The organism is Pseudomonas sp. MS01C9 (genome assembly GCF_058202755.1).
On sequence record NZ_CM177073.1, the window covers coordinates 6,045,657 to 6,061,972 of the forward strand.

The following is a 16,316-nucleotide window of genomic DNA, read 5'->3' on the forward strand; positions in this document are numbered from 1 at the left end:
TCGACGCCGACATCGCATCAGGTGCCTGTCCAACCGCGCCGTTGTCCCTCGCCACGTTTATCTGCATCCCGCCGATTGGCAGTCGCCCAGGCCTCCATGCACCGCCATTCGAACGGAGACAGACCTCAATTGATTCCGCCAGCAGGTGCTCCGATATGGATTCGTCGACCGAAATGTTGCCCACGCAAGACTGCGCCGCCCACGAACTGGCCTCCGTCCAGCAGGGCATCTGGCTCGACCAGATCGCGCACCCGGACCTGCCCTACTACAACATCGGCATGGCCCTGGAGATCAAGGGTGAGATCGACATTGCGCTGTTCGAGAAAGCCATCGAGCTGGTTGCCAACCGTCACGACGCCCTGCGCCTGAGCTTCAGCCATGAAGGCGGTACCGGTCGCCAGCGGGTCTTGCCCGAGGTCAAGGTCGACATGCAGGTGGTGGAGTTCACCGAAGCCGAGGCCGATGCCGGGCTGGCCATGGAGTACCTGCGCAACGCCTTTCGCCAGCCGTTCGAGTCGCTGACCGGCCAGCTCTGGGAAGCCCGCATGGTGCGTTGCGGCCCGAACCGCCATTACTGGTTGAACCGTTACCATCACCTGGTCACCGACGGCATCGGCGTGGCGTTGATCGGCCACGCCGTGGGCGCCGCCTACAACGGGTTGCTGGCGGGCAACGAGGAGGTTGCCCAAGGCCATTCCTACCTGTCGTTCCTCGAAGACGACCGGGCTTACCTGCAGTCCTCGCGCTACGAGCGCGACCGGCAGTTCTGGCAGGAAACCTACGCCCAGATGCCTCCTTCGCTGCTGCAACGCCGGGCCGACTTCAAGACCGGCCAGGCCAACGAACTGGCCCCCAGCGCCCAGGTCCAGGCGATGCTGCCACGGGCGCTGTACAACGCCCTGACGCAATTTGCCAGCGAACGCAGCCTGTCGGTGGCCCATGTCCTGATCAGCGTGGTCGCCACGTATTTCTGCCGCACCGTGGGCGTCGATGAAATCGTCATCGGCATGCCCGTGCACAACCGTACCACCGCGCGCACCAAGGAAACCGCGGGCATGTTTTCCTCGGTCAGCCCGATTCGCCTGCCGGTGGATCCCGACGCCTCGCTGCTGGACCTGATGCACACCGCTGGCGGCCAACTGCGCCGCTGCTACCGCCACCAGCGGTTCCCCATCGCCGAACTCAACCGCACGTTGCGCCTGGCCCAGACCGGCCGCCGGCAACTGTTCGACGTGTCGCTGTCGTTCGAAAGCCTGGACGGCGACGATCAGTTCGGCGGTACCTCGTCCACCGTGATCACCATGGACAATGGCTACGAGCAGACGCCCATGGCGATCTTCGTGCGCGATTACCATCCCTTCGAAGACGTCCATCTGGACTTCAACTTCAACACCGCGTACTTCAGCCTGGAGGAAGCCCGCTACCTGCAAGACCGCATGGTCTCGATGCTCGAAGCGGTGCTGGAGCAGCATGACACGCCCGTGGGCGACTTCCCGCTGATGAGCCAGGTGGAGCGGCGACACCTGCAAGTGGATTTCAACGCCACGGCCCGGGAATATCCCCGGGACGTGCTGATTCACGGGCTGTTCGAGCAACAGGCCGAGCGGCGTCCGCAGGCCTGTGCCGTGCGCGGCGACGACGGTCCGTTGCTCAGTTACGCCGAACTCAACCGCCGGGCCAACCAGCTCGCCCATCACCTGGGCGAACTCGGCGTCGGGCCGGACGCCCGCGTGGCCGTATGCCTGCGGCGCGGCGCGGACATGGTTATCGCCCTGCTGGGCATCCTCAAGGCCGGCGGCGCCTACGTGCCCATCGACCCGGACCTGCCCAGCGCGCGCCAGGCCTACATGCTCGAGGACAGCGCTCCCCACGCCGTGCTGAGCAGCCAGGCACTGCTGGAGCATTTGCCGCCGTCGGACAGGCCGCTGCTGCTTCTCGATGGCGACCAGGACCTGGCCCGCCTGGCTGCGCAGCCCACCCACGACCCGGATCCGGCGGCCCTGGGCCTGACGCCGAGGCACCTGGCCTACGTGCTCTACACCTCCGGTTCCACCGGTACCCCCAAAGGGGTGATGAACGAGCACATGGGGGTGGTCAACCGTCTGCTCTGGGCCCGGGACGAATACCGTGTCGACGCCGACGACCGGGTCCTGCAGAAGACCCCGTTCGGTTTCGATGTGTCGGTCTGGGAATTCTTCCTGCCGTTGCTGGCCGGTGCCGAACTGGTCATGGCCCGTCCCGGTGGCCATCAGGAACCGGACTACCTGGCCCAGGTGATGCGCCAGGCCGACATTACCTTGCTGCACTTCGTGCCGTCGATGCTCGACCTGTTCCTGGAGCATCGCGACAGCCAGGACTTCCCGACGCTGCGTCGGGTACTGTGCAGCGGCGAAGCCCTGCCCCGCAGCCTGCAGCGCCGCTTCGAAGAGCAGTTGCCGGGCGTCGAGCTGCATAACCTGTACGGCCCCACCGAAGCCGCCATCGACGTCACCGCCTGGCAATGCCGCCCCGGCGACCCGGGCGAAAGCGTGCCCATTGGCAAGCCGATCGCCAATATCCAGATGTACGTGCTCGACCCCCGGGGCAAGATCCAGCCGCTGGGCGTGGCCGGGGAAATCCATATCGGCGGCATCGGCGTGGCCAGGGGTTATCTGAACCAGCCTGAGCTGAGTGCCGAGCGCTTCATCGCCGACCCGTTCAGCGACCAGCCGGATGCGCGCCTGTACAAGACCGGCGACCTGGGCCGCTGGCTGGCCAACGGGGCGCTGGAGTACCTGGGGCGCAACGACTTCCAGGTGAAAATCCGTGGCCTGCGCATCGAGATCGGTGAAGTCGAAGCGGCCCTGGCCCTGTGCCCTGGCATCCGCGAAGTGGTGGTCGTCGCCCGGGAAGATCATCCCGGGCAGCCGGACAGCAAGCGCCTGGTGGCTTATGTCTGCGGCGAACAGGTACCCGCCGACGTGCTGCGCAGCACCTTGCTCAAGCACCTGCCCGAGTACATGGTTCCCACGGCCTTCGTGCACCTGGACACCCTGCCCCTGACCGCCAACGGTAAGCTCGATCGCCGGGCCCTGCCCGCGCCGGGTGCCGAGGCCCTGGCCAGCCAGGCCTACGAAGCGCCCCAGGGCGAGACCGAAATCGCCATTGCCGAGATCTGGAAAGGCTTGCTGCACCTGGATCAGGTCGGTCGCCACGACGGCTTCCTCGAACTGGGCGGCCACTCCCTGCTGACCGTGCAGTTGCAAGCCCGCCTGCACCAGGACCTGGGGGTCGAGATCGACCTGCGCACGCTGTTCGCCCAGACCTCCCTGAGGGAACTGGCCCGGCATGTGGATCAGGCCGCTCAGTCCAGTCTCCAGGCGATTGCCGTGGTCCCCCGCGACCAGCCGTTGCCGCTGTCTTTGGCCCAGCAACGCCTGTGGTTCCTCGACCAGCTGGACCACGCCGCCAGCGTCGCCTATCACATGCCCGCCGCCCTGCACCTGCGCGGCCACCTGGATCGCCACGCCCTGCAGCGCGCCCTGGACCGTATCGTCGCCCGCCACGAAAGCCTGCGCACCACCTTCGAACGCATTGACGGTGAAGCCCGGCAACGCTTCGCCCCCGCCGACAGTGGCTTCGCCCTGACCGAGCACGACCTGCAGGCCCTGGACAGCGACGCCCGGCAACAGGCCGTCGAGCGACTGACCCGGGACGAAGCCCGCGAGGCCTTCGACCTGAGTGCCGGACCACTGATCCGCGGTCGCCTGCTGCGCCTGGCCGAGGAGGAGCACATCCTGCTGGTGACCCAGCATCACATCGTCTCCGACGGTTGGTCGGTGGCGGTCCTGATCGGCGAGTTCAACGCCCTGTACGCCGCGTTCTGCCAGGGCCTCGACGATCCCCTGCCGCCCCTGGCCTTGCAATACGCCGACTACGCCGCCTGGCAACAGCAACATTTGCAAGGCGAACGCCTGCAAGCCCAGGTCCGCTTCTGGCAGGAGCACCTCACCGGCGCCCCGGCGCTGCTGGAACTGCCCGCCGACCATCCACGGCCCCAGGTGCAGAGTTACCAGGGCGCGGCCCTGGCCCTGCAACTGCCCGCGCCCTTGAGTGCCCGGCTGCGCCGCTTCAGCCAGCAGCAAGGCCTGACGCCGTTCATGACCCTGCTGGGAGCCTGGTCGATCCTGCTGTCGCGCCTGAGCAATCAGGCCGAGGTGGTGGTCGGCACGCCAGTGGCCAACCGCACCCGGCGCGAAACCGAGGCGCTGATCGGCTTCTTCGTCAACACCCTGGCCCTGCGCGTCGACGTGCAGGCCCATGACCGGGTCGAACAGTTGCTGGCCCGGATCAAGCGCATCACCCTCGACGCCTACGGCCATCAGGACTTGCCATTCGAACAGGTGGTGGAGGCGTTGCAACCGGAACGCAGCCTCGGCCACAGCCCGCTGTTCCAGGCCATGCTGGTACTCGGCAACACCCCGCAGGACCAGGCCCTGGCCCTGCCCGGCCTGAGCCTGACCCCGCTGGCCCCGGCCACCGGCACCACCCAGTTCGACGTGAGCCTGTCCCTGAACGATGACGGCGACATCATCGCCGGCCAGTTCGAATACGCCACCGACCTGTTCGATGAAAGCACCATCGCCCGTTGGGGCCAGCACCTGCTGCAACTGCTCGATGCCATGCTAGAGGATGCCACCCAACCAGTGGCGACCTTGCCGCTGCTGAGCAATCCACAACGTCGCCAGTTGCTCGGTGACTTCAACCGGACGCATGTGCCCTTTCCCGAGGGCCGCCTGGTCCACGAATGGTTCGAGCAGCATGTGCAAGCGCATCCCGATGCCATTGCCGTGCAGGCCGAAGAGGCCAGCCTCAGCTACGCCGAACTCAATGCCCGGGCCAACCGCATCGCGCATCGGCTGATTGCCGCGGGCGTGCGTCCGGATGAGCGTGTCGCACTGCTGGTGGAACGCAGCCTGGAAATGATCGTCGGCATGCTGGGGATCCTCAAGGCGGGCGGCGCCTACGTGCCGCTGGACCCGAACTACCCGCAGGATCGCCTGCAACACATGCTCGACGACAGTGCGCCCCGGGTACTGCTCACCCAGGCTGCCCTGGTGAATGCCATGGGCGAGCAACTGCCGGCGCTGCGACTGCCCCGGCTGCTGCTGGACGACACGGCTGACGGCGACGCTGGCAACCCTCGCATCGAGGGCCTGACCTCCCGCCACCTGGCCTACGTCATGTACACCTCCGGTTCTACCGGCAAACCGAAAGGCGTGATGCTTGAGCACCGCTCGCTGTGCAACCAGATCGGCGCCTTGCAGGAACGCTACAGCCTCGATGCCCGGGACCGCATCCTGCAATTCGCCACCATGACCTTCGACATGTCCGTGGAAGAAATCTTCGGCGCCTTGCTGTCCGGAGCCACCCTGGTGCTGCGCAGCGATGCCTGGATAGCCGGCACCGCGGCTTTCGCCACCTTGTGCGAGCAGTACGCGATCACTGTCGCCAACCTGCCCACCGTGTTCTGGCAACAGGTGAGCCGGGATGCCCATGTGGCCCTGCCCACCTGCCTGCGGCAGTTCATGATCGGTGGTGAAGCGGTGAGTAAACAGGCGGTGAGCCAGTGGTTCGCCCGCAGCGGCCATCGTCCGGCGCTGTACAACGCCTATGGCCCAACCGAGGCCACCGTGAACGCCTCGATCCGCCGCATGGAAAGTGACCGGGACGACTTCCGTTCCATCGGCAAGCCGCTGCGCAATACCCAGCTGCATGTGCTGGACGGCGCCGGCAACCTGGCCCCCCTGGGAGTCGCCGGGGAAATCCATATCGGCGGCGTCGGCGTCGCGCGTGGCTACCTCAACCGCCAGGCATTGACCGCCGAACGGTTCATCGCCGACCCGTTCACCACCGATCCCCAGGCACGCCTGTACAAGACCGGTGACCTGGGTCGCTGGTGCGCCGACGGCACCCTCCAGTACCTGGGTCGCAACGACGACCAGGTGAAGATCCGCGGTTTCCGCGTGGAACTGGGAGAGATCGAGGCCGTCCTCGCCGGTCGCCCCGGCGTGCGCGAGGCCGTGGTGGTGGCCCAGGAAAGCAGACCGGGCCAATCCGACAGCAAGCGCCTGGTCGCCTACCTGTGTGGCGAGCCAGTGCCGGTGGAGCAATTGCGCGCCGCGCTGCTGGCGGTGCTGCCCGACTACATGGTGCCCAGCGCCTTCGTGCAGCTCGAAGCCATGCCCTTGACGCCCAATGGCAAGCTCGACCGTCGCGCGCTTCCGGCCCCGGGCCAGGAAGCATTCGCCAGCCGGGCCTACGAGGCGCCGCGGGGCGAGATCGAACAACTGCTGGCCACGGTCTGGCAAGAACTGCTGGGCCTTGAACAGGTCGGACGCCATGACCGTTTCTTCGAGCTCGGCGGGCATTCGCTGATGGCGGTCAGCCTCATCGACCGCTTGCGCCAGCATGGCCTGAATGCGTCGGTACGCACCGTGTTCACCGCGCCCAGCCTGCGGGAGATGGCCCAGGCCCTGGGCCGCAGCGATGAAACCCCGTTCCTGGCGCCAGCCAACCGCATTGCGGCCGACTGCAGCGCCCTGACGCCAGACATGCTGTCGCTGGTGGAACTGACCCCGGCCCAGCTCGAACGCATCGTCGCCGGCGTGCCCGGCGGCGCCGCCAATGTCCAGGACATCTACCCCCTGGCGCCGTTGCAGCAAGGCATCCTGTTCCATCACCTGCTGGGGCACGAAGGGGATGCGTATCTGGTGCGCTCGATGATCGAGTTCGACGATCGCGCGCGTCTCGATGCCTTTATCGACGCCTTGCAGCAGGTGATCGATCGCCACGACATTCTGCGCAGCGCCGTGCACTGGGTCGGCCAGCCGCAGGCGGTGCAGGTGGTGCACCGCCAGGCAACGTTGCCAGTGCAGCTTGTCACCCTGGCTGGCGATGAAGACCCGCGCGCTCAGCTGGAGCGCTTGAGCGACCCGCGCCACCTGCGCCTGGACTTGCAACAGGCGCCGTTGATGCGCGCCTGCATCGCCCGGGACCCGCACTCCGAACGCTGGTGGCTGAGCCTGCTGGACCACCACATGATCAGCGATCACGTGTCTTTGGGGATCGTGCTCGAAGAAGTCCAGGCCCTGGTGCAAGGCCGGGGCGCCGAGCTGCCGGCACCGATGCCCTATCGGGAGTTCGTCGCGCAGATCCTGGCGACCCCGCCCCAGGTCCATGAAGCCTATTTCAGCCAGCGCCTGGGCAGCGTCGACGAGCCCACCGCCCCCTTCGGCGTCCTGGATGTCCAGGGCGACGGCAGCCAGGTGACGGAAACCAGCGTGCGCCTGGATCCAGCCCTGAGCCAGCGCATCCGCGCCTGCTCGCGCAGCGCCGGCGTGACGCCGGCGGTGCTGTTTCACATCGCCTGGGCCCAGGTGCTCGGGCGCTGCACCGACCGCGACGATGTGGTGTTCGGCACCGTGGTCGCCGGACGCCTGCAAGGCTCCCGGGGCGCCGACCGGGCGCTGGGCGTGTTCATCAACACCTTGCCGGTGCGGGTGCGACTGGCCGGGTCGGGGGTCGGCGCGCTGGTGGACGAAACCTATCGCGACCTCAGCGAACTGCTGTCCCACGAGCAGGCGTCCCTGGCCCTGGCCCAGCGTTGCAGCGGCGTCGGCCCCGGCCTGCCGCTGTTCACCACCCTGCTCAATTACCGGCACCAGACCGATGGCGGCTCGCTGGCCAACGAAGGCCAGGTGCTGGCCTGGGACGGCGTACGCTTCCTGAGCAACGAAGCCCGTACCAACTATCCGATCGAAGTGGCGGTGGCCGATGAAGGAGACGACTTCTCGGTGACGGCCCAAGCCATCACCGGGATCGACCCGCACCGCATCGCCGCCTACCTGGGCCAGGCCGTCGCCGCCCTGGTGCAGGCCCTGGAGCAAGCCCCCGAGCGCCTCGCCAGCAGCCTGGACGTGCTGCCCGACGACGAGCGCCAGTTGCTGCTGCGCGACTTCAACCGCACCGCCACCGACTTCGGGCCGGCCCAGCCGATCCATGCCCTGTTCGAAACCCAGGTCCGGCTCGCCCCCGACGCCGTGGCCCTGGTCTGCGAAGACCGCCAGCTGACCTACCGCCAGCTCAATCGCCGCGCCAACCACCTGGCCCGCCAGTTGCTCGCCCTCGGCGTGCAGCCCGATCAACGGGTCGCCATCTGCGCCGAGCGCAGCCTGGACATGATCGTCGGCCTGCTGGGCGTGCTCAAGGCCGGCGCGGCCTATGTGCCCATCGACCCGGCCCACCCCGCCGACCGCATGGCCTTCATGCTCCAGGACAGCCAGCCACTGGCGGTGCTGACCCAGTCGGCGCTGTCGCTGCCCACCGGGGACCTGCCATGCCTGCTGCTGGACACTGACGCCTCGCTGCATGCCGCCCACGATGTGGCGTTCGACGTGAACCCGCGGATCGCCGGCCTGACTCCGCAACACCTGGCCTACGTGATCTACACCTCCGGCTCCACCGGCCAGTCCAAGGGCGTGATGGTCGAGCACCGCTCGGTGTTCAACTTCTGGCAGGTGATGCGCCGCACCACCCACCAGCATTGCCCGGCCCCGGCCACCGTGGCCTTGAATGCCGGCTTCTTCTTCGACATGTCGATCAAGGGCATCGCCCAGCTGTTCTGCGGCCATCGCCTGGTGATCATCCCGCAACTGATCCGCGCCAGCGGCCACGAGCTGCTGGACTTCCTCGAACAGCACCAGGTCCACGCCTTCGACTCCACCCCGTCCCAGCTCGACACCCTGCTGGCCGCCGGCCTGCTGGAGCGCCAGCGTTACCAGCCGGTGAGCGTGCTGCTCGGCGGCGAGGCGATCAACAGCGCCACCTGGGAGAAACTGCGCAACTGCCGGAACATCCGCTTCTACAACATGTACGGCCCCACCGAGTGCACGGTGGACGCCACCCTCGACCTGATCCGCGACCTGGGCGACCGTCCGAGCATCGGCCGGCCGTTTGCCAATGTGCAGGTCCATGTCCTCGATGCCCGGGGCGAACCGACGCCGTTGGGGGTGGCCGGGGAAATCCATATCGGCGGCATCGGCGTGGCCCGGGGTTACCTGAACCGGCCGGAACTGAGCGCCGAGCGCTTCATCGCCGACCCGTTCAGCGACCAGCCGGATGCGCGCCTGTACAAGACCGGCGACCTGGGTCGCTGGCTGGCCGACGGCACGCTGGAATACCTGGGCCGCAACGACTTCCAGGTGAAGATCCGGGGTTTTCGCATCGAACTGGGCGAGATCGAAAGCGCCCTGCTGGCCTGCCCCGGCATCCGCGAAGCCGTGGTGATCGCTCGGGAAGACAGCCAGGGCGATACCGACAACAAACGCCTGGTGGCCTACGTCTGCGGCGAGCCGGTTCCGGTCGAGCAACTGCGCAGCGCCCTGCTGGACAGTCTGCCCGAGTACATGGTGCCCAGCGCCTTCGTGCACCTGGACGCCCTGCCCCTGACCGCCAACGGCAAGCTCGATCGCCGGGCCCTGCCCGCGCCGGGTGCCGAGGCCCTGGCCAGCCAGGCCTACGAAGCGCCCCAGGGCGAGACCGAAATCGCCATTGCCGAGATCTGGAAAGGCTTGCTGCACCTGGATCAGGTCGGTCGCCACGACGGCTTCCTCGAACTGGGCGGCCACTCCCTGTTGACCGTGCAGTTGCAAGCCCGCCTGCACCAGGACCTGGGGGTCGAGATCGACCTGCGCACGCTGTTCGCCCAGACCTCCCTGAGGGAACTGGCCCGGCACGTGGATCAGGCCGCTCAGTCCAGTCTCCAGGCGATTGCCGTGGTTCCCCGCGACCAGCCGTTGCCGCTGTCTTTGGCCCAGCAACGCCTGTGGTTCCTCGACCAGCTGGACCACGCCGCCAGCGTCGCCTATCACATGCCCGCCGCCCTGCACCTGCGCGGCCACCTGGATCGCCACGCCCTGCAACGCGCCCTGGACCGTATCGTCGCCCGCCACGAAAGCCTGCGCACCACCTTTGAACGCATTGACGGTGAAGCCCGGCAACGCTTCGCCCCCGCCGACAGTGGCTTCGCCCTGACCGAGCACGACCTGCAGGCCCTGGACAGCGACGCCCGGCAACAGGCCGTCGAGCGACTGACCCGGGACGAAGCCCGCGAAGCCTTCGACCTGAGTGCCGGCCCACTGATCCGCGGTCGCCTGCTGCGCCTGGCCGAGGAGGAGCACATCCTGCTGGTGACCCAGCATCACATCGTCTCCGACGGTTGGTCGGTGGCGGTCCTGATCGGCGAGTTCAACGCCCTGTACGCCGCGTTCTGCCAGGGCCTCGACGATCCCCTGCCGCCCCTGGCCTTGCAATACGCCGACTACGCCGCCTGGCAACAGCAACATTTGCAAGGCGAACGCCTGCAAGCCCAGGTCCGCTTCTGGCAGGAGCACCTCACCGGCGCCCCGGCGCTGCTGGAACTGCCCGCCGACCATCCACGGCCCCAGGTGCAGAGTTACCAGGGCGCGGCCCTGGCCCTGCAACTGCCCGCGCCCTTGAGTGCCCGGCTGCGCCGCTTCAGCCAGCAGCAAGGCCTGACGCCGTTCATGACCCTGCTGGGAGCCTGGTCGATCCTGCTGTCGCGCCTGAGCAATCAGGCCGAGGTGGTGGTCGGCACGCCAGTGGCCAACCGCACCCGGCGCGAAACCGAGGCGCTGATCGGCTTCTTCGTCAACACCCTGGCCCTGCGCGTCGACGTGCAGGCCCATGACCGGGTCGAGCAGTTGCTGGCCCGGATCAAGCGCATCACCCTCGACGCCTACGGCCATCAGGACTTGCCGTTCGAACAGGTGGTGGAGGCGTTGCAACCGGAGCGCAGCCTCGGCCACAGCCCGCTGTTCCAGGCCATGCTGGTACTCGGCAACACCCCGCAGGACCAGGCCCTGGCCCTGCCCGGCCTGAGCCTGACCCCGCTGGCCCCGGCCACCGGCACCACCCAGTTCGACGTGAGCCTGTCCCTGAACGACGACGGCGACATCATCGCCGGCCAGTTCGAATACGCCACCGACCTGTTCGATGAAAGCACCATCGCCCGTTGGGGCCAGCACCTGCTGCAACTGCTCGATGCCATGCTGGAGGATGCCACCCAACCAGTGGCGACCTTGCCGCTGCTGGATGAGTCACAACGCCGGCAATTGCTGGAAACCTTCAACAGCGCCAGCGCGGTCCTCGACGAAGACCCGGCGCGCTTCCCCCATGCGGTCTTCGAAGCCCAGGCCGGGCGCACGCCGCAAGCCGTGGCACTGGCGGGCGACGGACAGACCCTCAGCTACGCCGAGCTCAACGCCTGGGCCAACCGCATCGCCCATGGCCTGATTGCCCTGGGTGTGCGGCCCGACGACACCGTCGGCCTGTGCGCCCGACGCAGTCCGCAGATGGTCGCTGGCCTGCTGGGCATCCTCAAGGCCGGGGCGGCCTATGTGCCGCTCGATCCGCAATACCCGGCGCAACGCCTGACCCATATGCTGGCCGACAGCGCGCCCAGGGCGCTGGTACGCCAGCAAGACCTGGACACCCTGCCGCTGCCGGCGGGCCTGGCCACCCTCGAAGCGGACAGCCCGGCGCTGCTGCAAAACCCGACCCATAACCCTGGGATCACGGACCTGCACTTCGGGCACTTGGCCTACGTGATCTACACTTCCGGCTCCACCGGGTTGCCCAAAGGGGTCATGGTGGAACATCGCGGCCTGCGCAACCTGCTGGACTGGTACCTGGACGACCTGGCCTTCCATGCCGGCGATGCGGTGCTGCTGGCCTCGTCCTATAACTTCGACCTGACCCAGAAGAACATTCTCGCCCCGCTCATGGTGGGGGCCTCGCTGCACCTGGCCGAAGAACCGTTCAACCCTGACGCCATCGTCGCCCAGATCGCCAGGGCGGGTATCAGCCATATCAACCTGTCGCCCAGCGCGTTCCACGCGCTGGTGGACGCCGACCGGCAACAGGCATTGGCGTGCCTCAAGCGGGTGGTGCTGGGGGGCGAGCCGATCCAGGTCGCCATGCTGGAAAAACTGCCGTTGCCGCGCCCGGCGATCATCAACAGCTACGGACCCACCGAGTGCAGTGACGTAGTGGCCTGGTACACCGCCGACCGCGACCTTGCCCATTACCGGAACCGCTCGATCCCCATCGGCCGGCCGATCCGCAACATGCAACTGCATGTGCTGGACGACCATGGACAATTGTTGCCGGTGGGCGTGTCGGGCGAGATCCACATCGGTGGCGTCGGGGTCGCGCGCGGCTACCTCAACCGCCTGGAGTTGACGACCGAGCGCTTCATTGCCGACCCGTTCAGCGACCGGGCCGGTGCGCGCCTGTACAAGACCGGTGACATCGGTCGCTGGTTGCCCGACGGCACCCTCCAGTATCTGGGACGCAACGACGACCAGGTGAAGATCCGCGGCCTGCGTGTCGAGCTGGGCGAAATCGAGGCGGCCCTCGCCGCCCTCGATGGGGTCCGGGAAGCGGCGGTCGTCCCCCGCGACCACCAGAGCGGCGACAAACGCCTGGTGGCGTATCTGTGCGGCGAGCCGGCATCGGCCGAACAATTGCGCGCCGAGCTCCTGGGTCGCCTGCCCGGACACATGGTGCCCAGTGCCTTCGTGGTGCTGGACGCATTGCCCCTCACCCCCAACGGCAAGCTCGACCGTCGCGCCCTGCCCGAGCCGGGCCAGGACGCCTACGCCAGCCGGACCTACGAGGCGCCCCAAGGCGAGGTGGAAGTGGCTATCGCCGGGATCTGGCAGCAATTGCTGGGGCACGAGCGCATTGGCCGGCATGACGGGTTCTTCGAACTCGGCGGACATTCGCTGATGGCGGTCAGCCTCATCGAACGCCTGCGCGAACAAGGCTTGAACGCCGACGTGCGCAGTGTCTTCAGTGCGCCGACCCTGCGAGAACTGGCTATCGCACTGGGCGACAGCACCCACACCGCCTTCCAGGCACCGGCCAACCGCATTCCGGCCGACTGCCAGCTGTTGACCCCGGACATGCTGCCGTTGGTGAAACTCACCGCGCAGCAGATCGAGCGCCTGGTCGGCGCCGTGCCGGGCGGCGTCGCCAACGTCCAGGACATCTACCCCCTGGCGCCCCTGCAGCAAGGCATCCTGTTCCATCACCTGCTCGGACACGAAGGCGATGCCTATCTGGTGCGCTCGATGCTGGAGTTCGACGATCGCCAGCGCCTCGATGCCTTTATCGGCGCCCTGCAGCAAGTGATCGATCGCCACGACATCCTGCGCACCTGCGTGCATTGGGATGGCCTGCCCCAAGCGGTGCAAGTGGTACAGCGCCACGCGCGGTTGCCGGTGCACAGCGTCACCTTGAACGGACATCAGGACCCGCTCGGCCAGCTCGAAGCCTTGAGCGATCCACGGCAACTGCGCCTGGACCTGCGCCAGGCGCCGTTGATGCGTGCCTGCATTGCCCGGGATCCGCACTCCGAACGCTGGCTGCTGGCGCTGCTCAACCACCACATGGCCAGTGACCATGTGACCCTGGAAATCGTCCTGGAAGAGATCCACGCGATCCTCCATGGACAAAGTGAAAGCCTGGGCGCCGCACAGCCGTACCGCGACTTCATCGCCCAGACCCAGGCCACCCCGGCCGAGGTCCACGAAGCCTACTTCACCCGGCGACTGGCCGACGTCGATGCCCCTACCGCGCCCTTCGACCTGCTCGAAGTGCAGGGCGACGGCAATCACATCGAAGAAGCCAGCGTGCAACTGAGCGTCGAACTCAACCTGCGCCTCCGGGCCCAGGCCAGGGAACGGGGCATTACCCCGGCGACCCTGTTCCACGTTGCCTGGGCGCAGGTGCTGGCCCGCTGCACCGGGCGCGACGATGTGGTATTCGGCACGGTGGTCGCCGGACGCCTGCAAGGCTCCGCGGGGGCCGAACGGGCCCTGGGCGTGTTCATCAACACCTTGCCGGTACGGGTGTGCCTGACCGGTTGCGGTGCCAACGAGAAGGTCCTGGCGACCCACCGCGACCTGGTGGAACTGCTGGACCACGAGCAAGCCTCCCTGGCGCTGGCGCAGCGTTGCAGCGGCGTGCCCAGTGCGTTGCCGTTGTTCACCACCCTGCTCAACTACCGGCACCAGCGCGACGACAGCCAGTTGCAATGGCCGGGCATGCGTATCCTCGACAGCGCCGAACGGACCAACTATCCGCTGACCCTGTCGGTCAACGACTACGGCGATGCCCTGGGGCTGACCGTGCAAAGCGTCCGGGTGGTGGACCCGCAGCGTATCTGCGCCTTGATGCAACGGGCCCTGGAACAACTGGCCCAGGCCCTGATGTACACGCCGCAGATCCCTCTCATGCAACTGGACGTGTTGCCTCCAAAGGAGCGCACGCTGCTGCTAGAGACCTTCAACCAGACCCGGGTGGATTACCCGACGCACCTGTGCATCCAGCAACTGTTCGAAGAACAGGTGCGCCGGACGCCGGACGCCTGCGCACTGCTCGACAGCCGCACGCAGCTCAGCTACACCGAGCTCAATGCCCAGGCCAATCGCCTGGCCCATCACCTGCTGGCAGCAGGCGTCCAGCCAGGGGACCTGGTCGCCATCTGCGTCGAACGCGGTGTGGCCATGATCACGGGCCTGCTGGGGATCCTCAAGGCCGGTGGCGCCTACGTGCCGCTGGACCCGACCTACCCGGCCGAGCGCCTGGCCTCGATCCTCGACGACGCCCGGCCACGCCTGCTACTGGCCGATCCGGTGGGACGCACGGCGGTGGGTACGCTGCAGGAAGGTACCCGCTACCTGGCCATCGAACAGGCCCTGGCGGCCCAGGCCAACAGTCGCGATCCGCAACTGGACGGCTCGGGCCTGACCCCGGCCCACCTGGCCTATGTGATCTACACCTCGGGCTCCACCGGCAAGCCCAAGGGGGTGATGATCGAACATCGCAACCTGGTGGCCTCGACACTGGCCCGGGGCGCGGTGTACGGGCCGGCGATCGACAAGCGCTTCCTGTTGCTGTCCTCGATTGCCTTCGACAGCTCCGTGGCCGGGATCTTCGGCACCCTGGTAGGCGGCGGCACCTTGTGCATCCCGGATGCCGAGACCGCACGCGACCCCGAGGCCATCGCCCGCTTCATCGACCAGCAGGCCGTCACCTCGTTGCTGTGCGTGCCGTCCCTGGGCCGCCTGGTACTGACGAGCCTTGCCAGCGGTAACGGCCACGGCCACCTGCGGGAAATGATCGTTGCCGGCGAGGCCTGCCCGGCGCAACTGGTGCAGGAGTGCGCCGGGCTGGAGCCGGCCATCGCCCTGTACAACGAATACGGCCCAACCGAAGCCACCGTCTGGGCCACGGTACATCGCTGCACTGCCGAGGACCGGGGCACCGTGCCGATCGGCCGCGCCATCCCCAACAGCCGCCTGTACGTGCTCGACGAGCAGCGCCAACCGGTGCCCCTCGGCGTGCCGGGTGAGCTGTACGTCGGGGGCGCGGGTGTCGCGCGAGGCTACCTGGACCGTGCCCAGCTGAACGCCGAGCACTTCCTCGCCGATCCGTTTTGCCCTGGCGACGAGGCGCGGATGTACCGCACCGGCGACCTGGTGCGGCTGCGCGCCGACGGTGTGCTCGAATTCCTCGGACGCAACGACCAGCAGGTGAAGATCCGTGGTTTCCGTATCGAACCGGGTGAAATCGAAGCCCTGATGCTGACCCTGCCGGGGGTGCGCGAAGCCGCGGTCATCGCCCGGGAGGACACGCCTGGGGCGATGCGCCTGGTGGCGTACCTGAGTGTCGAGCCGCACCTGGCCGGTCGCAACGCCAGCAGCACCCTGCGGCCATACCTGACGTCGCAACTGCCGGACTACATGGTCCCGGCGGCGTTCGTGGTGGTGGAGCGGTTGCCGTTGAGCCCCAACGGCAAGCTGGACCGCCGGGCCCTGCCCGCGCCGCGCAGCGAAGACTTTGCCTTGCGCCAGTACGAAGCGCCCAACGGCGAGACCGAAGAGCTGCTGGCGCAGATCTGGGCCGACCTGCTGGGCCTGGAGCGGATCGGCCGGCACGACGACTTCTTCGAGCTCGGCGGTCATTCGCTGCTGGCCGTGCAAGTCACGCTGCGGGCACGGGAGACCTTCGCCGTCGAGGTGCCGCTGCGGAGTGTGTTCGAGCACCCGTCGCTGCTGGCATTGGCCGACCTGATCACCACCCTGCAACTGGCGCAGTTCGAGTCGGATGAATTGATGGACCTGCAACAAGAAATGGCTTCGCTGTCTGAAAGCGAACTGCTCGCTATCGTCTCCAAGGATGCTTAA

1 protein-coding gene is annotated in these 16,316 nt (G+C 67.5%); it reads left to right on the forward strand.

Annotated features, from left to right (window positions below; all coding sequences use genetic code 11):
* The first annotated feature begins 155 nt into the window (after positions 1 to 155).
* Positions 156 to 16,316 carry a non-ribosomal peptide synthetase gene (locus tag AC1M7R_RS26755; protein WP_490610130.1) on the forward strand — a complete coding sequence of 5,387 codons (16,161 nt, stop codon included), beginning with the start codon at positions 156 to 158 and terminating at the stop codon, positions 16,314 to 16,316.